Source organism: uncultured Methanobrevibacter sp. (assembly GCF_902771435.1).
Taxonomy (GTDB): domain Archaea; phylum Methanobacteriota; class Methanobacteria; order Methanobacteriales; family Methanobacteriaceae; genus Methanocatella.
This window is the reverse complement of the sequence record NZ_CACXXB010000008.1, coordinates 55,919-76,381: the sequence shown is the minus strand read 5'-3', so window position 1 is coordinate 76,381 and position 20,463 is coordinate 55,919. Positions and strand designations below refer to the sequence as shown.

Genomic DNA, 20,463 nt, shown 5'->3' with positions numbered 1-20,463 from the left:
ACTCCTTATTTACTCCGTGCAAATAATAGTTTGCCTACAAAAATTCCAATTAATGCAGATAAGAATGCTGTTGAAATAGGTAAATCTGTGTAAAACGGATAATTACCCAATTGCCATGACATAATTATTCCTGCAATTAATATTAGTACAAATGAGCCAAGAGTGAATTTTGCGTCACTGACATTGAGTTTAATCTGAGATCCGATAACCAAACCCAATATCAAAGCGAAAATGATTGGTCCAAGAATTATCACTATTCACCCTCCTCAACAAATTTCTTAAATCCTTCAAATGCTATAACAATTGAGGAAAGACCTACAAATACCTTTAAACCAACAAATATATTGAGATATGGAATGATTCCTGCATTGGTAATATCAGGATAATGGAATACATTTTGGATTGCGGCCGGAACAACATTCAGCAAATCTGTTCCCATGTTATAGAGGTAAAATCCTCCTACAAACAAACCGATTAATCCGAATATTACAAATCCTAATGCACCAACGGATTCTAAAACTTCAATATAAGTGTGGGACAATTCCAATGGAGAATTACCTAATCCATAAACAAGGATAGACAATGCAATTCCACTAGCAATCATTGCACCACCCTGGAAACCTCCACCAGGAGTGATGTGGCCTCCAAGGATAGTCATTATACCTAAACAAATCAATATAATTGAAATCGGCAAAGATATAATCTTTAAAATCATACTACCTTGACTCATTGTTTATCCCCCAGTAATCCTCTACCGAATATTAGTAACACTACCAATCCGGCAGTTAATAAAATAATTGATTCTCCCAATGTATCATATGCCCTGAAATCGAAAATGACCACAGTAACCATGTTTGGAGCTATCTGTGTTCCAAGTGCGTTGTAGATATTGCTTACTCCAGGAGTGATCATGTTATGCAAATGGAATATTGCATCGAACAGAGTAACAGAACATATTGCAGTCATTACTGCTGCAAGTAAATTGCGAACTGTAGTTTTAGACAAGATTACCACCCCAATACATGAATGTAATAATAATTGCAAGTGTTATGACTGCATAAAACAACATTTTTTCTAAAGAATCCTCTTGCTCAATCTTAAACTTTGGAATAAGCGGAATATTGGCAATCAGCACAACAGCCAATATCAGTGTGACAAGACCTGCAAGAAGAACATTAACATGCCTCAGCAATATTGCAGCCAATACCAATGAAACAATTAAAAATATTTCCGCAGTAATGCTTCCTGAAACATCCGCATTAGTTACAGGACCCGGCGAAAACAATTTTTTAAATTGCTTTACAACATCAAATATCTGATCATAAAGCTTCATAATATCCCTCCTACAAAGTTGGAAATTCCATTTGTTACCACATCAGGGAATACACCTAACAATATGATGATAACCAATAACACTCCCATCGCAATAATCATTGAACGTGGAACCTCTTTACCCTCTAATTCTAATTCTTTAGGTTTTGGTTTTAAAAACATTGTATAATATGTTTTTACGAATACTACAAATGTAGCGATACTTACCATAATAGCTAAAATAGACAATTCAGGATATCCGCAACTTAAAGAAGCCTGAACAAGCATTAATTTAGATTGGAATCCGCTTAAAGGAGGTACACCAGCCATTGCCAAACCGCCAATTAAAAGCATGATGCTCACTTTCGGATGCTGAGCCAGCAGGCCTCCGAGCTTGCGTGTGTCAACTTCATCAGTTGCATTAACTATTGCTCCGAATCCTATGAATAATAATGCAGTAATAATAATTTCGTTCAATGCTTGGAAAAGACCTGCAGTGATTGCAAATTGAGTTCCAAGACCGATACCTAAACCGATAAATCCTAACTCACCTACAGCTAAAAATCCGATCATCCTTCTGAAGTCTGTCTGAGTAAGTGCTAGAGAGACACCCAATATCATAGCCAAGATAGAGAAGAAGACTATGAGAACTTCAAAGATAGGTAAAGTTGAATATATTCTAAACATGATTAAAACAATTGAAATCATTGAAATAACTGTAAATGATTGGAGTAGCGCTGCTCCGTGAGGTTCAGCCTTAGAATAAATTCCAGATTTTATAGTATGGAATGGTGGTAAACCAGATGCGTATAACCAACCAAAGAATATTAAACCGAGTGATAATAAAAATACTGGAGATTTTGCATTAACCAAACCGTTGTGAACAGCAGCGACTATATCTGTAACGTTAACACTACCAGTCAATGCCAGCAGGAATCCAATTCCTAAAAGCATCATTGGTGAACCGATTGACCCTAAAATCATGTATTTTAAAGCCATTTCATAACTGTAATCAATTGATGAAGCCGCAACAATACCAACTTGTGCCAGAGCTAAAATTTCAAAGAATACAAACATGTGGAATATATCGTCTGTAAGAATCATTGCAGTTACGGCAGCAGTACCCAAGAACAGCAGGAACAAATAAGGTCCTGAAACTTTCCTGTATTTGGTCAGGTAAATGAATACGACCAGGAATGTTAAAAGACCAACACCTGCAATAAATATCTGCTGCAGGAATGTAAATGAATATGTAATCGCCGGATGATACATCACATTAGTCACATTGTCCAAAATTGGCTCATACCCTCCAAAGTAATGAAGACCGTAATTAGAAGCCAATGGAATTATAGGAAGACACAAAGCAACGAAGAATGCCAATACCTTAGTCAATGTGTTGAATCTTGAAAAGGCACTGATTACCAATGCAGCCATCAAAGGAACAATAACCATAAGTGGAATTAATTCATTCATTGTATTCCTCCTGTTTAGATGTGTCTGCCAGCATTACTTTTGTGGATAAAGTACCATATCTCCTATATATCACCATTACCAAAGCAAGCATAACGGCCAAAGTACTTGCGCCGATTACAATACTAGTTAATACCAAACCGAAAGGCAAAGGATATGCGGCATTTGTTGCAAACCATGATGTATCCATTCCAGGCATTAAAATCGGAACTACACCACCAGGTCTGTAACCAATAGCAACAATGAACAGATTAGCACCTTCTTCAATAAAACTAATACCAATTATCTTTTTTATGATATTATCAACAAAAATCGCAGAATATAGTCCAATAACGACCAATGCCATTGATGTGAATAATATAATTAGTTGAACGTCTGCCATTAGCTATCCTCCCTTTGAGTTTTTTTAACAGCCAAAGCAATGAAAACAGGAACGATAACCGCACCGACAATTGCCTGAGTCAATGCCACATCAGGTGCAAGCAAAATCTGGAAAAGAACTGCCATAGCTCCACCAGCAAATCCTGTTAAAATCGCAGCCTTTAATAAATCTTTCTGAATAAGAGCAAGAATTGCACTTATAACTATTATAATCATCAATACAATTTCTAACATCTTACTCCCCCTCATCAATTTCCAATGTAGTAACTGAAAACCTTTCATCCGCTTTAAGTTTTCCTGACTCTTCAGTTTCTAAAGATCCAAATTTATCTTTAGGATGAATAAACGGATTGTTATAATCAGGCTCTACTTCAACAGTCACCAAATCTAAATTATTTTCTCTATCTTCTTTTTTCCAATAAGCATTAGCTATTGCATGTGCTGCAAACGGTGCAATAATGAAGTATATTACCGCAAGCAGAAATTGGCCAAGAGCAATCATAGCAATAATACAGGCAATATCAAAAACGCCAACAATGTGAATTCTTGCATAAACTGCATTTTTGGTATTTTTTGGAACGGTAATAAGTCCTATTGCTGATATTAAAATCAAAATGGCTGATATTATAAGAAGGGCTGATTGAATATACACTATCATGATTCATCCCCTCCCAAAACAGCAGCGAAAGCAACAGTACCTACAAAACCGAAGAATATTAAAGCTAATGATATATCCCTATAGAATCCAAGATTGTACAAATCTCCTCCAACAAGCAATGCCATTGCAAAAGCTACGACAACTGCAGAGCTTCCTAAAAGTCCCATTGAAGTGAATTTGTATGCACTTGCTCTTAAAGTAGCCAACATCATAATAATTAATGCTATAACCACAATAAATTTTGAAATAAACAATATATCCATACTATCTCACTCGAATTTTTTTAGAAAATGCATTATTCCAACATTTTCTTAATATATGGTTCAAAAGGAATAATATCCTCTTTTTTTCTTGGAGAAATAGCAGCTACTTTAATAATGTTATTCTCGCTGTCCAAATCAACAGACAAAGTACCAGGAGTTAAAGAAATACTATTTGCTAAAATTGTTTGTGAAACAGGTCTCTCTAGTACTGTTTCAATGTCCACAACAATAGGATCAATATTTCTCCCCAAAATTGAATTAAAACAAACATTAATTGTTGATTTAATTATTTCGTAAATAAGAACTACGAAATATACAATTCCGTAGCCAATTCTAGTCAAAAACATTAAACAAGCTCCATTTCATTAATATTAATAATAGTCATAATATTGACTAAATAATAATATTATTATTTATCATGATTATTTATTATAAATGTATGCTTTTTTAAAAAAATCATATAATTTTGAAATAAAGTAATTAAAAATTTATTTGAAAATTATTAATGAACAAAGCAATTGATAAAAATAAAAAACACTAATGAATTGCTAGTCAAATATAAAATTAAAGAAAAATTATTGATAAAATATAATGGATATATGCAAACACCACAACAGTTTTCTATCGCTCCCCATCAGATGGAAGATATTAATATATACACATATTGCTCAAAAAGGTTAAATAATAGCTGAGCATTATATATAATTGCCAAAACTACCAATATAAATATTGAAACCTTACCAAAGTTACTGTAAACTTTTTTTGAGGAAATTGGAGCGAAAATCTTAATTCCGGATGGCGTGAAAGAATCAAGAACAATATGGGAAAACAACCCTATAAATAAACTAAAAACGATTTCCAGATAGTTAATATTTCTAACGGGTAAAATAAACAAACTGATGAAAAATAACGGCAAGAAAATCATCAAAACTTTTTTATTTAAAAATAAAAAGCTTAAAAGAGCTATTAATACTGCCATTATGAAATAATAATTGTCAACGTTAGTGAAATTGATGATGAGAAGAAATGCCCATATCAGAATCAGAGAAACGGAAGCCGTCAAAATTATTGTTCCGAAAATGGAATGGGTGAAGCTTCGATGCTCCGAAAAATAAAAACATACTCCTAGAAAAACAATAATCAAACCGACAAAATAAGGTAATTTTAGGATATAAAGTGAAATAAACACTATCAATCCCAGAATAATCAACTTATAGACATTGTCCTTTTTAAACTTATGATCAAAGTCAGGAATATTTGCACCTATCAGAGTTAAAGCAATTAACAGAGGACTATGAAAAAACATCAATGAAAGAATTAATGCAAATATGGAATGTCCCTTATAAGAAGACATAAAATCACCTTGGTCTTAAATATATTACTTTTAATTAATAGGATTTTCCCGAGAGCATTTGATGAGTATTAATTGTTAATACTAATAGAAAAATAGTTTTTAAAATATTTTATACTTATTCCCTCGCTATTTGTATTAAATCAAAAGTTGACATCATCCAAGTAGCTAAAAATATTTTGTAAAATAAACAATAGAACTAATCATTTAAAAATAAAAAAATTTTTTTTACATGATATAAGTTAAAGTAAAGTTTTTTTGAAAATCTATTAATGTAAGTTATATTTTACTGAATATTTAAATAATGAAAATTCATAAAATAATTTTGTAATTATATTAATATAAAAAAGCCGAAGTGATTAAATGAAAATCAAAAAGACAATAATTGTTACATTATTCCTGCTATGTCTTTTAATGCTTGGCACTGCAAGTGCAACAGAAGATAATGGCACTATAGCAAGTAGTGATGTAACAAACGATACTGTCTGCATAAATGATGATGCAGATAATTCGAAATTATATCAAAGCGATGATGATATGGACAATGAAAAAACACGACCAACATCATCGTCTCAGGAAACGTTTATAAATAAAAATGACAATAGTCTGGAATCTAGTGAAGATAACGCTAAATTGAACGACGATAACCCTATGACATTTGATAAACTTCGTGACGAAATTGAAAATGCTCCAATAGGCGAAACAATTATTCTTTCAAAAGATAATTATACTTATGAAAATACAGCTCCTATCAAAGTCAAAGAAAACTTAACCATTGATGGAAATTATTCCTGGTTTGATGGAAGATCCGCAAATATGTCCGGTCTTTTTTGCGTAGAGGGAGATAATGTAGTTTTGAAAAACATATTTTTCATCAATTGGGAATTGGAGGATTCTTATAATATTATCGAATGGTTTGGAGAGAATGGAACTTTGTCAAACTGCGTCTTTTTAAACAATGTTGTTATTAAAGGATGCATGGACTGGTCAGGACCCTATGGCGTTATAGATGAGTGTTATTTTGGATATGACTATGGAATGGATAATAGTGGGGCTCTTTGCATATATTCCGATGGGGTAACTGTTAAAAATTCATTCTTTATAAATAACGAAGCAATAAATGACGGTGGTGCGATATATTCACTTGGAAAAGACACTGCAATAACCAACTGCACATTTACCAATTGTTCCAGTTTAAGAGGCAAGGGAGGTGCAGTTTACATTTACTCAGATTATAACCTCATTACAAACTGTACAATTATAAATTGTACTGCTTTGGATTGTGGTGGAGCAATTTATGTTTCAGGTGATAACAATATCATAAATGACAGTAATTATGCCAATAATAAGGCATTTAATGATGGTGGAGCCATATTCTTAGTTGGTGGCGAATGTTGTGTAAACAACTCTTATTTTGAATCTAATAGTGCAGATGGAGATGGCGGAGCCATATATTCTAAAGGAACTAATGACTTTAACGTGGATAATTGTAATTTTGTAAACAATTCTGCAGAAGTGTATGGCGGTGCACTAATTATAGAAAATAATGCTATTGTAAACAGTTCAATATTCAAAAACAACTCCGCTTTGGCTGCAGGTGCAATTTTTTCAAAGGATATGCTAATTATTTCTGATTCATTGTTTAATGAAAATACTGCAGAAGTTGGCGGTGCAATAGTATTGAATGACGATAGTGAAATCATCAGTTCCAACATTACAAATAATATCGGATTTAATGGAGGAGCAATAGCAGTATTAAATGATTTGACACTTGAAATCAACAGCACCCAATTTAAAAATAATCTTGCAAATCTTAGTTCAAACAATATTGTTTTAATAACCAATGCAACAGTAACAGCTGATAATAAAACCACTTTCGATTCACCGTTAATATTAAAATCAGTGACATTATCCCCTCTTTATGAGGAAAACATCACTTATGGAGACACATTACATATTATAGTTTATGTTGACTTTGGTAATATACCAATGGAAAATGGTACTGTCTTAACTGAACTTGATGGAAAGACTTATATGTCTCCTGTAAAAGACGGATTTGCATTTTTCAACATTACCGATTTAAACCCTGGCAATTACAGCAGTTATCTGACTTACACCCAGGAAGGTTATGTGAATGCCACAGTTGAATATAATTTCACCGTTGAAAAAAAAGATCCAGCTGATTTAAAAATTGCAAAAATCACTGCAAAAACTACCAGTTTTGTAATTAATTATGCAAAAAGCTATAAGATAACCCTAAAAGACGGCGATGGCAAAGTTATCAGTGGAAAAAAGGTTAAATTCAAGTTAAATGGAAAAACAATAGGCACCAGAACTACCAGTTCAAAAGGTATAGCCACCATAAAGATAACCTCTAAAATGCTGAGAACTGCAAAAGCGGGTACAAAGAAATTAACAATCACATTTGCTGACAGCAACTATAAAAGCGCAAGTAAAGTAGTTAAGGTTAAAATCAATAAGGAAAAAACCAAATTTGTTGCCAATAAGAAAACATTCAAGGTCAAAACAAAAACCAAGAAGTACACAGTAACCTTGAAAAACAGCAAAAGCAAAGGCATTAAAAACGCTAAACTCACATTAAAGGTCAAAGGAAAAATATACAAGGCAAAAACCAATAAAAAAGGAAAAGCCACATTCAAAATTACAAAACTAAATAAAAAAGGAAAATATACTGCGTTGATTAAGTTTAAAACAACTAAATACTACAAAGCGACAAGTAAAAAAGTTAAAATAACCGTTAAAAAATAAAAGATGGGGAGTTTTATTCATGAAATCGAAAATTATTGTTGTTTGTACGCTTCTATTCATAATATTATGTTCAATATCCGTAGTATCAGCACAGGACATAAACAATGACACACAAATAACATATGATAATACCGTTAATGACGTTTCAACAACTCAACCAATATTGAGTGAACAAAATGAAGCATCAATAACCAATAATAATGAAAGTGATGATGTTTTATTGGCAGATTCTTCAGAAGGCAGTTTTAGTGACTTGCAAACTGCCATAAATGGTGCTCGAGGCGGATCTGTCATAACTTTAGATAACGATTATAAGAGTACACAAAGTTCCAGTATCAGACTGGATAAAAGTTTGACTATTGACGGACAGGGCCATACTCTGGATTGTGATAAAAAATGCAGTGCATTTGAATCCAAATCAGGACATATAACACTAAAAGATTTAATTATAAAAAATAGTTATGGCGTTGCGACCATTTCCATCACAGGTTCTGCCAGATACACAATAATTAATTGTTCTTTCATAGATAATAAGGGAAGTTCGGTTATTTACAATAATGTGGAAGGAGGGTCTTTAATCGTCACAAGTTCTAAATTTGATAACAATAGTCCTGGAGGAATATATTCTAAAGGTGAAGTGTATGTTGAAGATTCAAAATTCACATCCAATGCTGCTGCAGTTGGGGGCGGAATTAATTGTGAAAAATCAGTGTATCTTAACTCTTCAAGTTTTTCTTCAAATAAAGGTGGTGCAATATTTGCTAAAGGCCAAATTTTTGCCGAAAACTGTAATTTCACAAATAATAATGCGAAAACTGGTGGAGCCATAAATGGAAAAAATAATATATTCATATACAATTGTACTTTCACAGGCAATAAAGCAGAAAAAGGAGGTGCCATACACAAAACTAATGACGGAAACGTTGTAATTAGCCATTCAAGATTTACAAATAATGAGGCTAATGATGACCCCGGTGGAGCAATATATACAACTAGTCAAATTACTATTGAAAACTCCGAATTTAGTGAGAACTCCGCTAAGAGTAAAGGTGGAGCTATATATTCCGAGTATATTCTATTTGAAGGCAAATCCTCATTTAGCCACAACCATGCAAATGGCCATGGAGGCGCAATTTATACCGATAAAATCGCTAAAAATGTAAATGACCTATATTTCGAGTACAACCATGCAGATTCTGACTATGGTGGAGCAATATACATAAACAGTAAATGTGGTGATGTTAACTTTAATAATTTGACATTTATAAAAAACTATGCATATGCTGGTGATGGTGGAGCAGTATACAGCGATTCTGGAAGCACTAACTTAAATCTATATAATTGTGTTTTCACAGAAAATTATGCATGTGGAGGAATAGCAAAACGTTATGGTGGAGCAGTACGTTCCTGCGGCAATATCAACGTATATGGTTCTACATTTAATTCCAATTGGGCTGAAAACCATGGAGGTGCAATATATTCAAGTACCGCGAATCATGTGGAGAATAGTGTTTTCATCTCAAACTATGTCCAAAAGGGTGATGGAGGTGCAATATACATAAATAATAGGGGCACATCCAGTATTTCAAAAAATTATTTCCAATCCAATAAAGCTAAGGACAGAGGCGGTGCAATATATACTGATTCCATTAGCATTAATTTAAATCTGAATAATAATGCGTTCATATCCAATAATGCAGATAATAAGGGAACAGCTGTCTTCAATTCTGGTAATTTTAATATTGATGGAAATTGGTGGGGTACAAATTCACCATCATTCAATAATCAATTAATGGAATATCACACCTGGCCGCGCAGTGATGAATCACATTCAGATAAGGGATATAATACTGTGAGCATAAGTAGTGACAGCCGCACCTATAACAATATGGCAGCGACCATAAAAATAACTTTTAAAAATGATGTGCCAAAATACCTGCTTGAAAATATGAAAATATCTTCAGATAAAGAACACATCATTGGAGATAAAAAAATTACTGGCAAAACTCTAGAAATAACTTATATTCCCCTAGAAGTTGGTACACATAAAATAACCATTACTCCACAAAATTTAAAACATGAACTAAAATCTGAATTCATAAGTGTTTATGGTTATGATCTTGTAAAAACCGATGGCGATTCCGCAACCTATTCTGCAACATTCAAAGATAGGGATGGTAATTTCTTAAAGCCTGGTGAAAAAGTTATTTTCACACTAAACAAAGAAAATGATAAGGAATACATCCATACTGTTTCAGAAGGAGGAATTGCTACATTTAATGAAGTGTTGAGATTGCAACCTGGAACATATCAAGTTACTGCACACAATAATATAACTAAAGAAAGTTTCACTAATAAAATTACAATATTGCCAAGAACCTATACATACAATATCAGTGATTATTTCATAATACAATTATTTAAAAATAATGATTCTATTAGTTATGAGAATGAGAATATTACCTTTAAAATTGCAAATAAGACATTTGTATCTACTGTTACAAATAACACTGCATATTTCCGTTTTGATGTTGCGGCAGGCGAATATACACTCGACATATATCATGGGGATCAGCTTATTAAAAGAATTAATGATGTTAAAGTGCTTAACCAATATTCTACATTGCCTATAAGTCTTAATGGGGAAAATTATGCGGCATTAATGCCAATACACACTAATGAAAAATTTATACGAGAAGGCAATGTTACATATAGTGAAATTGGAGAGAATATGCGCCGTTATGTCTTTTTGGACGACTATGGTGCAATCATATATAACGTGACCATTTCAAATAGTGGAGAATTTGCAGATGTTTTAAGAAAAATATCTGATAAATCCTTCCGTGCGGATGTTATTATACTAAACTTAAAGCCAGGCACATATAAGATTTCTCAAAGCTTTTATAAAGACCAAGAACACAAATACCTCATTCACTTGACCACAGGTAATTTGTTCATTAATGGTAATGGGGCAGTTATTGAAGATGGCTATAATCATAACTTTATTGCCATGGAATCAGGAACCCAAGTTTCAATTCAAGGACTTACATTTAAAACATTTTATCGCGTATTTGTAAATCAGGGAAATCTTTATTGCGTGGATTGTACATTTAGTAAAAATGATGCTTGGAATCTTTTAACAGACACCCCGGGATCTGTAATCTATAATAAAAATCAAGCAACATTCCAGAACTGCATATTTGACCATAATGCAAATGACGTGATGCTTTATGAATATAATCCAGATCGCAAAGCAACTATTTATGCAGAATCAAATTCATTAACAAACTTAGTTAATTGTCAATTTACCATAGAAGATACAATACATGCTGTTGATGGTAGTATGGTTATTTTATATGGTTCTAACGAACTTTATGACATGTTTACAAACGATACACGTAACACTTTTGAATTTGGATCTTGTTTAGATTGTAGGCGACTTGATAGCTATAATGTAAATAGAACTAGTGAATACTATTGTGAGAGTTTAGATGAGCTCATATCAATGTTCTATACTGGATTTGAACACGAAGATGCATCCAATTTTATGGTTAATCTAGCAAAAGGAGATTATTCAATTGATGTAAAGACTTACACAGATAAAGCTAACCCATTTGATTTCCGTACATTTAACCGGTATCATAATGCAGGCACTCATAATGGACCTAATGATGATTTTTTTGCAGACCATAACTTTTTATTCGATGTAGGTAGCAGGCCTATTGTCATTAATGGTAATGGCGCTAAAATTTCATTGACTGGTTCTAGTGACAGTGCGGAAAATCACTTTGCATTTGTCCCAAGGTATAGCAGTTTGACTCTAATCAATTTAACAATTTCAGGGTTTAACTCTGCGATTGTAAATTATGGTCAGCTAATACTGATAAACTGTACTTTAAAGGATAATAAAATCCATTATAGCAGAATTCATACTTTTGAAGCTGAAAAAGGTGGCGCAATAAGGAATTATGGTTCAGTTTATTGTTATAATACCACATTCAGTAACAATCGTGCAACCGAAGGTGCAGCATATTACAGTAAAGGAATTTCAGCATATGGACAATTCTACAATTGTAAGTTTGAAGGAAATACCTTAATTTCTAATCTAATTTGGAATAATAAGAATGCAAATGACTTATTTGCTGATGGAGGTTCTATAATTAAAATAGCTAAGTGCATTGGAATTAGGGACTCCACTATTAAAAAAAGTGAAGATGCTTTAATTTTATATAGGGACACTATTGATGTAACCATTTGTAATTACACTGTAGATAGCCTTTATTCTTTAATGAAATTATCCAATCTAGTTAACAATAACCATGACTACGACATAATTAATGTTACATTTGTAAAAGGGGATTATGGCACTTTTTCAAATTCAAAAATCTTGTTTGATATAGATTATGGTGAATTGATATTCTCAGGTAATGGTGCTAGAGTCTTTGTTAATTCTCCTAAGGATAATGATGAAACACAGTTCCTGGTTACCACTTCACGTTCATCAGTCATAATCACCGGCTTAACTATTGAAGGATTTAACATTGCAATTGAAAATAAAGGTGCTTTAAATATTGTTGATTCCAGTTTCATTAATAATCGAGTAGATTATATAAAGAAAAAGGATTACGGCGGTGCCATTGTTAATAATAAAGGTGCTTTATTAACTGGTTATAATACAACATTCAAGGACAACTATGCCAAATATGGCGGAGCTATTTACAATTTAGGAACCGCAAAGGTACTTGCTTGCATGTTTGTTGATAATAAAGGATATGATAATAAAAACATCAATGTGGATATTTATAACCATAACGCCAGCGTATCAATTATCACTATTGGAGATTCACCTAATGTGATTAATCATTTCCCAATGGCTGCTTGGAAGCAGAAGGCAATTACTGCGATTATAATGACTACTGTGGCTGTAGTATCGGGAGGTGCAGGATTAGGAGTTTCTGCAGCAGTAGCATCAGGCGCACAACTTGTAGGTTTGGCAATAGGTATTGGCGTAGGTGCTATGGGCGGAACATTAGATGCATTCATCTATTCGAATGATAATCAGGATTACGGGCAATTTTTAAATCGAGTTAAAGACGGCGTTTTAATCGGAATCCGTGCAGCCACATTAGGTATGGCCATAAACAATGTTATAACTTATGGCTCACATGTGCCAAATACAGATGAAGCACTTATCGAAAAAACAGATGTATCAGTGCATGAGTTTTTAAGTTCAGCAGAGTATAATGCTGCTCAAAAATTCCTATATAACGAAAGAGTCAGCTTCCACGATATTGATAACATAATCGCCGCTGATGATTCCTTTAAATTTTCAAATGAACTATAGTAAAAATACATTTAATGGAAGAATGAATAGCCAAATTTATTCTTCCCTATTTTTAATTTTTTAAAACTTATATTTCCACAATCCTTAAATAATTGGTTTTTCTTGCCTCACCTAATGGAAATCCTCCAGTGACTACAATCAAATCCCCTTTGTTTAAATTAAATTCCCATTGAGCCATATCTCTTGCATTCTCAACCATTTCATCAGTGTTTTCATATATATCAGTTATTATAGCTTTAACACCAAAGTTTAAAGCGACCTTCTCAGCAATATGATTTGAAGGACAGCAAGCCAAAATTATGGAGTTCGGTCTGAAATTACTGATCATACGAGCTGTAAAACCCGTCATAGTAGGTGTAACTATCAGTTTGATATCCGAGTATTCAACGGCATCCACAACCAATTTAGCAATCGTGTCGCTGACACCAAATATTCCCTTGTAGGCGACATGCTTTGAATAGTCGATGGTGGACTCCACATATTCACATACCCGACTCATTATCGCAACTGACGGTATAGGATAATTTCCAATACTGGTTTCTCCAGACAACATCAGACAGTCGGTACCGTCCAATATTGCATTGGCAATGTCTGAAACCTCCGCTCTTGTAGGTCTAGGACTATCATACATGGAAGCCAACATTTCAGTAGCGACAATGGCAAACTTGCCCTTTTCACGGCATTTTCTAATAATCTTTTTTTGAAGCATTGGCAACTCTTCCAATGGAACCTCAACACCCAAGTCTCCGCGAGCAACCATTATTCCATCAGACACATCGATTATCTCATCTATGTTTTTAATTCCCAACTGGCTTTCGATTTTTGAAATTATAAGGACATCACCGCCGGCTTCCTTAATAATTTCACGAGCTTCAAGAACATCCTCTTTTTTGGTTACAAAAGATAATGCCAAATAATCACAGGCATGCTGCACTGCAAAAGTAATATCTTCCCTATCCACATCACTCATGAAATCCAGCTTCAGTGGGACACCGGGAATGTTGATTGTTTTATTGTTCTCGATTTTACCATTATTCAGAGCTTCCAGCTTAACATAACCATCTTTCTTATCTGCAACCAACAATTCAAGCAGGGCATTATCTATCAGTACCTTATCCCCTTTTTTGATAAAGTCAATTGCATTGCTGTGATTAACTCCAAACCTTTCTTCATTGCCAAGCAAACAATCCTTAGACATTTTAATGGTGTCTCCCTTTTGAAGAGCAACACCGCCATCATCAAATTTTAAAGTCCTAAACTCAGGCCCTTTAGTATCATACATAATAGCTATAGGAACATTGTTTATCTTGCGCACCTCGCGAATGACTTCTATTGTTTTCAATATATCCTCATGAGTAGCGTGACTGAGATTGATACGTGCACAATCCATGCCATTATCAACCATTTCACTCATAACCTCAACAGAATCACTTGCCGGACCAATACTGCATATTATTTTTGTTTTTTTCATATTACCCCATCAAAAACCTTTTTTTCTATGAACCAAATCTGGAAAAATAAATTAAATCGCTGCATTGCGATAATCCTATACATTTTAACTAAACTAATTGATATTTATTTAAATGGTAATGTAATATAATTTGTGAATATATGCACATATCCTATGAAAAATAGCCTAGATGACAAAATAGTTAAAATCCGAAATATTCCAAAAAGCTCTTCATCTGAGATAGGGATTTTTCAGCGCTGCCCTCGGCAACATTACCAAAAGGACATAGAACTTCGCAGGTAACGGCAGGAATTCCTTTTAAATTGCAAACATCTTCAACGGCACCCTTATAAGTTGATCCTGCAAAATCGAATGAAATTACCTCGGAACCGACATCCCTTGAGATATAATTTGCAATCAAAAAGCTTTCGGGAGATGGGGACTTTGATGAGAATATGGATTCGAAACCAGGATTTGAGTTAAATGCAGTTGAGTGGAAATCCCCTACAAAATCTACATTTAAATCCAATGCCGCCTGCAGAATTAGATTGCTTAAAGAGTTTTTAATATGTGTTGACCTGTTCAAATCCATGGAGTTGAATTTTCTTTCAATATTCATTGTGGATTTTGGAGCTGCAAACGGAATGAAATAAAGAGTATTTGACAGTTTGCTGCCAATCAATTCATTCATAAGCCTCAAGTTTGCAATTTGCGGAGGCAGTTCATTTCCATGGATGCCTGAAATAATAAGCAATTTGGTTCCGCCATCACCCATTTTAAAAATAGGTGTTCCAAAAACAGATTTCTCCAAAATGAATCTGTTCAAATCAGTCAGTTCAATCTGTGAAAACAATTTATAATTTCGGGAAACATAACCTCCTGAAAAATCACAAATATAACTCATTTCCAAATTATCAAATTGATTAACTTTCACAAATTCCATATGTTTAATTACATTAACGCTATATTTAAAATTAGGGATTAAATTGAAAAAATATATTAAAAATTTAATAAAATTAGTCAATTATGAAAGAGATGCCGAAATTGAGCTGATGCGTTTTGAAATTGCCCATATGTCCGGTCAAAAAAGGGAGGAATTGGGCCGTGCCATCAATAAAGTTAAAGGAAAATATGTCGGTGAAGAGTTAGGCCTTAAAATAGTTCAATTCGGCAGATCAGAAATTATCGATACGGAAATCTCCGTTGGAGATATGGTACTTGTCAGCACTGCCAATCCCCTGAGCAGTGATTTTACAGGAACAGTCACAGAAAAGGGTGCAAGATTTATCAAGGTTGCTTTTGACAAAAGAATCCCGAGATGGGTTGTGAAAAAGAAAGTGAGACTTGACTTATATGCAAATGACATTACATTTAGACGAATGGAAGACAATCTAAAGCATTTGAGCTTAAAAGGAAAAAATGCCCTTGAATACATGCTAAGTGACAGGAACCCTAAGAAAAATAAACCAGTTCCCTACATCGATTATATTGACCAGAATTTAAATGAATCACAGAAAAAAGCTATTGAAAATGCATTATCCTGCGAAAACTTTTATTTGATTCATGGACCTTTTGGAACCGGAAAAACCAGAACTTTGGTTGAGCTGATATCCCAAGAGACACGCCAGAACCATAAGGTGTTGGCTACAGCTGAAAGTAATGCTGCAGTTGACAACATCTTAGAAAGACTGATGGAAAATAAAAAACTAAACCTTACAAGGCTTGGTCATCCGCAAAGGGTTTCAAAACACAACATATCTCAAACTTTGGCATATAAAGTCGAAAACCACAAGTTAAATAAAAAAATTTCAAAAATCCACAAAAAGATTGACAATTTGATTGAAAAACGAAAGGTCTACACCAAGCCAACACCACAGTACCGGAGGGGATATGGCGACTATGACATACTTTTTAATGCTTCAAAAGGTAAAGGAGGACGTGGAATTTCAGCTGAAAAAATGAAATCCATGGCCAAATGGATTGAATACAATCAGCAAATCGATGAACTTCACGATGAGATTAAAAGAGTCGAAAACAAAATGATTCGAGATATTATCGAAACCAGCGACGTCATTCTCTCAACAAACTCTTCAGCCGCCCTGGAGTCCATTGCAAGAACAAAATTTGATGTTGCAATCATTGATGAGGCATCCCAGGCAACAATCCCAAGTGTTTTAATCCCAATAGCCAAAGCGCACAGATTTATCCTTGCAGGAGACCACAAACAGCTTCCCCCAACAATAATTAGCGATAAAGCACAGGGATTGGAAAAAACATTATTTGAAGAGCTTATTAGAATATATCCATTCAAATCACAGCTATTGAATGTCCAATATCGTGTGAATTCCCTTTTAATGAAATTTCCAAATTCAGAATTTTACAACAACAATTTAAAAAGCGATTCCTCAGTTGATGACATCAACATTAACGACATCATAAATAGTGATGATGAGGAGGATGCCATGCTTTTTATTGACACTTCAAATGTAGATGATATTGGTGAAAAACATCTCAAGGATTCCAAATCCATCATTAACCAACTGGAAGCAGATATTGCAGTTAAATTAGCTAATGACTATTTGAAACTGGGTCTTGAGGAAACAGACATTGGAATTATCAGCCCCTATGCCGATCAGGTAAAAATTATCCAGGACAGAACACCCGTTGAAGTCAAAACCGTTGACGGTTTTCAGGGAAGAGAAAAGGAAATCATTATAATTTCAACAGTCAGGAGCAATGAAGATGGAAATATTGGTTTTTTAAGAGATTTAAGAAGATTAAATGTTGCGATAACACGCGCCAAACGTAAACTAATCATCATAGGAAACATTAACACTCTAAAAACCAATCCCACATATGCCAGACTGATTGAGTTTGCAAGGGACAATGATGTTTTAATTGCACTATAATTTTTAGGCATGCCTAAACTTTATATACTATAAAATACAACATATTAATTGAAGTATGAAATAATACTTTTTAAACTCTTAATAGGGATTTTCATTTTAAAGCCCATAACTTTCAACCTCAATTATATTCCCTAATTAAGAGTTTTCTTCTGCCTTATTTTTTTAATTACCACAAGAATTACATGATTTCAACATTTAAAGAAATTCCGTCAAGACAATACCTAGAACATATTTTATTAATCATTAATGTAATACATTTTATTCACCCTGTTGAAAAAATGAACAAATACTTTATATTTACGAATTTTAATAATTTAATAATATAATAGTTAATGAGGTAAAAAGTTTATGACATTCAAGCATATGGCAGTCATACTGATGTTTTTATGTTTTTTCATTTCACTTGCAAGCGTATCGGCAAGTGATAATGCAAGCATGGAAAACATCAGTGTGGTCAATGAAGAAATTGATCTGGAAGTTTCAAAGAGTATTGAAACAATCGAGGAATTGGACAGTGAAATTCAAAATGCAACTGCCAATACAACAATTAATTTAGAAAAGGATATCCTTGTCAATGAAGATACCAAATGCAAAGGCATCGAGATATCTGAAAGAATAATTTTAGATGGCCATGGCCACAAGATTGATGGAAATTCAAGCGGTGCGCCATTTTTCCTTAGAATTCATGGAAATAATGTTGTTTTAAAGAATATTATATTTGCCAACTGGGACATGGATTATTCATACAACCTTATTGAATGGATAGGCAGCAATGGTGAGATGAGAAACTGTACTTTTATCAAAAACACTGCAGTTTATGGAGGTTCTCTTGACTGGACTGGAGTCAATGGTTTTTTAATCAATTGTACTTTTACCAATAACACTGCTATAAACGGCGGTGCACTGTACTGGTATGGACTTGAAGGCACTATAGCAAATTGTATCTTTATCAACAACACTGCAGAGATAGGCGGTGCGGCATACATTACAGGAAGAAACGTCAAACTGGACTGTTCCAAATTTGAAAATAATGCTGCTGACGACATGGGAGGAGCGATATATGCAGATGGACTTAACTTTATATTGTCAGAAAGCAATTTTATAAATAATGTTGCAGAAAACGGAGGTGCAGTTTACACAATAGCTTACCCAAGTTTAATTAGTTCATGCAATTTTACAGACAATCGTGCCGATGACACTGCAGGTGCAATTTATTCTTCATCAGACAACAATACAATAAAAAAGTCCATATTCACAAACAACTCCGCAAAAGTGGGCGGAGCAGTTTATAGTGATGTGAATGATAATTTGTTTGTATATGACTCAAAATTCAATAATAATTCAGCTAAAGAGCATGGTGGAGCTATAATGATTGATGAATATGCAAACATTGTCAATTCAACATTTGACAATAACAGTGGAGGAATCGGTGGTGCAGTATACTCCGACAGTGAAACTGACTTCAGCAATTCAACATTTGCCAACAATAAGGCAGACAAGGGCGGAGCAATAGCAATGTATGACGGTGAAATCGTCAACTCAACATTTACAAATAACTTTGCTAACGAATCCGGAGGAGCAATATCCGTTGCAGGTGAACTTAATGTAAATAAAACTGATTTTACAAAAAACACTGCAGGTGACGGATCCAATAATATTTACTTAAATGGCGGCGAACTGGCAACAGCAAACGTGACAAGCGACACCAAACTTATTTCAAAAAACCTGGACATCTCAGTAGATATTGCAGACATCACCTATGGTGAAAACCTGAAAGTCAAGATTTTGATGCCGGACAATATTACAAACGGAAATGTTAGAGTTAAGGTAAACGGCAAGACATATAACGTCAACCTGACAAGCAATCAGACAATCGTGACCGTTTCCAATTTGAACAGCGGAAACTATACTGTTTTGGTGAGTTATGAATGCAGTGACTACAATACCCCAATGTCAAAAAATGAGGCAGTCGTGTTGAAAAAGAATGTGACTATCAGTGCGGGTAAAAAAAGCTTTGTAATCAATTATGCTGGAAAGTACAGCATAACTGTTAAAGACAAAAATGGAAAAGCCATTGCCGGCGAAAAAGTGAAAGTTTACATTAGCAATAAAAAAATCAAAACAACAACTACCAATAAAAATGGTGTTGCAACAGTAAAAATCACTGCAAGTAACTTGAAATCACTTAAGGCAGGTAAAAAGACATTGAAAGTTACCATGTCAAATAATTACAATCCAAATTCCAAATCAGTTAAGGTAACCATCAATAAAGAAAAGACAAAAGTTGTTGCTAAAAAGAAAACATTTAAAAAGTCACTCAAAACCAAAAAGTATACAATAACATTGAAGAACAGCAAAAATAAAGTCATTAAAAAGGCTAAGGTTCGCTTAAAAGTAAAAGGAAAAACTTACAGTGCAAAGACCAATTCAAAAGGAAAAGCAACCTTTAAGATTACCAAACTTAATAAAAAAGGTAAATTTACAGGCAAAATTACTTTTAAAGCTACCAAATATTACAAAGGCACAAGTAAAAAGGTTAAAATAACTATTAAATGAG

General features: G+C 33.7%; 17 protein-coding genes. 4 read left to right on the top strand and 13 right to left on the bottom strand.

The annotated features are described in order from the left end of the window. Window positions 1-5: 5 nt before the first annotated feature. From QZU83_RS03345 to QZU83_RS03295, 11 genes are all read right to left on the bottom strand, one after another. The gene (locus tag QZU83_RS03345) at window positions 6-254 is read right to left on the bottom strand and encodes an energy-converting hydrogenase B subunit J (protein ID WP_295609650.1); all 249 of its coding nucleotides are present in this window, start codon (window positions 252-254) and stop codon (window positions 6-8) included. Further along, the gene (locus QZU83_RS03340) at window positions 254-730 is read right to left on the bottom strand and encodes an MnhB domain-containing protein (protein WP_295609649.1); all 477 of its coding nucleotides are present in this window, start codon (window positions 728-730) and stop codon (window positions 254-256) included. Before QZU83_RS03340 ends, QZU83_RS03345 begins: the two co-directional genes overlap by 1 nt. Beyond that, complete coding sequence (gene mbhE, locus QZU83_RS03335; protein WP_295609695.1) at window positions 727-966, bottom strand: hydrogen gas-evolving membrane-bound hydrogenase subunit E; 240 nt, start codon at window positions 964-966, stop codon at window positions 727-729. Before mbhE ends, QZU83_RS03340 begins: the two co-directional genes overlap by 4 nt. Window positions 967-997: 31 nt before the next feature. Further along, complete coding sequence (locus QZU83_RS03330; protein WP_295609647.1) at window positions 998-1,333, bottom strand: hydrogenase; 336 nt, start codon at window positions 1,331-1,333, stop codon at window positions 998-1,000. Further along, window positions 1,330-2,784, bottom strand: a complete 1,455-nt coding sequence (ehbF, locus tag QZU83_RS03325; RefSeq protein ID WP_295609646.1) for an energy conserving hydrogenase EhbF — start codon at window positions 2,782-2,784, stop codon at window positions 1,330-1,332. The genes QZU83_RS03330 and ehbF overlap by 4 nt, the downstream gene beginning before the upstream one ends. Then, window positions 2,777-3,163, bottom strand: coding sequence for a cation:proton antiporter subunit C (locus QZU83_RS03320; RefSeq protein ID WP_295609644.1), 387 nt, complete (start codon window positions 3,161-3,163; stop codon window positions 2,777-2,779). Before QZU83_RS03320 ends, ehbF begins: the two co-directional genes overlap by 8 nt. Continuing rightward, on the bottom strand, window positions 3,163-3,396 hold the full coding sequence (locus tag QZU83_RS03315; protein WP_295609642.1) for a DUF4040 domain-containing protein: 234 nt from the start codon (window positions 3,394-3,396) through the stop codon (window positions 3,163-3,165). The genes QZU83_RS03320 and QZU83_RS03315 overlap by 1 nt, the downstream gene beginning before the upstream one ends. Before the next feature lies 1 nt (window position 3,397). Continuing rightward, window positions 3,398-3,820 (bottom strand): cation:proton antiporter, encoded by a 423-nt coding sequence (locus tag QZU83_RS03310; protein WP_295609641.1) that lies wholly within the window; start codon window positions 3,818-3,820, stop codon window positions 3,398-3,400. Next, window positions 3,817-4,083 carry a hypothetical protein gene (locus tag QZU83_RS03305; RefSeq protein WP_295609639.1) on the bottom strand — a complete coding sequence of 89 codons (267 nt, stop codon included), beginning with the start codon at window positions 4,081-4,083 and terminating at the stop codon, window positions 3,817-3,819. The genes QZU83_RS03310 and QZU83_RS03305 overlap by 4 nt, the downstream gene beginning before the upstream one ends. Window positions 4,084-4,115: 32 nt before the next feature. Then, window positions 4,116-4,430, bottom strand: a complete 315-nt coding sequence (locus QZU83_RS03300; RefSeq protein WP_295609637.1) for a monovalent cation/H+ antiporter subunit E — start codon at window positions 4,428-4,430, stop codon at window positions 4,116-4,118. A gap of 287 nt (window positions 4,431-4,717) precedes the next feature. Next, window positions 4,718-5,437, bottom strand: coding sequence for a metal-dependent hydrolase (locus QZU83_RS03295; protein WP_295609635.1), 720 nt, complete (start codon window positions 5,435-5,437; stop codon window positions 4,718-4,720). Between the two features lie 360 nt (window positions 5,438-5,797). On the opposite strand from QZU83_RS03295, the gene QZU83_RS03290 reads away from it, so the two are divergent. Both QZU83_RS03290 and QZU83_RS03285 read left to right on the top strand, forming a co-directional pair. Then, window positions 5,798-8,203 carry a hypothetical protein gene (locus QZU83_RS03290; protein ID WP_295609633.1) on the top strand — a complete coding sequence of 802 codons (2,406 nt, stop codon included), beginning with the start codon at window positions 5,798-5,800 and terminating at the stop codon, window positions 8,201-8,203. Window positions 8,204-8,222: 19 nt separating this feature from the next. Then, the gene (locus tag QZU83_RS03285) at window positions 8,223-13,547 is read left to right on the top strand and encodes a right-handed parallel beta-helix repeat-containing protein (RefSeq protein ID WP_295609632.1); all 5,325 of its coding nucleotides are present in this window, start codon (window positions 8,223-8,225) and stop codon (window positions 13,545-13,547) included. A 67-nt stretch (window positions 13,548-13,614) separates the two neighbouring features. Here QZU83_RS03285 and pyk read toward each other — a convergent pair whose 3' ends face one another. Further along, window positions 13,615-15,018 (bottom strand): pyruvate kinase, encoded by a 1,404-nt coding sequence (gene pyk, locus QZU83_RS03280; protein ID WP_295609630.1) that lies wholly within the window; start codon window positions 15,016-15,018, stop codon window positions 13,615-13,617. A gap of 181 nt (window positions 15,019-15,199) precedes the next feature. After that, the gene (locus QZU83_RS03275; RefSeq protein ID WP_295609628.1) at window positions 15,200-15,901 is read right to left on the bottom strand and encodes a succinylglutamate desuccinylase/aspartoacylase family protein; all 702 of its coding nucleotides are present in this window, start codon (window positions 15,899-15,901) and stop codon (window positions 15,200-15,202) included. A gap of 82 nt (window positions 15,902-15,983) precedes the next feature. Between QZU83_RS03275 and QZU83_RS03270 the strand changes: the two genes are divergently transcribed. Both QZU83_RS03270 and QZU83_RS03265 read left to right on the top strand, forming a co-directional pair. Further along, the gene (locus tag QZU83_RS03270) at window positions 15,984-17,906 is read left to right on the top strand and encodes an IGHMBP2 family helicase (RefSeq protein WP_295609627.1); all 1,923 of its coding nucleotides are present in this window, start codon (window positions 15,984-15,986) and stop codon (window positions 17,904-17,906) included. A gap of 348 nt (window positions 17,907-18,254) precedes the next feature. After that, entirely contained in the window at window positions 18,255-20,462 is a 2,208-nt protein-coding gene (locus tag QZU83_RS03265; protein WP_295609625.1) for a hypothetical protein, read from the top strand. The last annotated feature ends 1 nt before the right edge of the window (window position 20,463 follow it).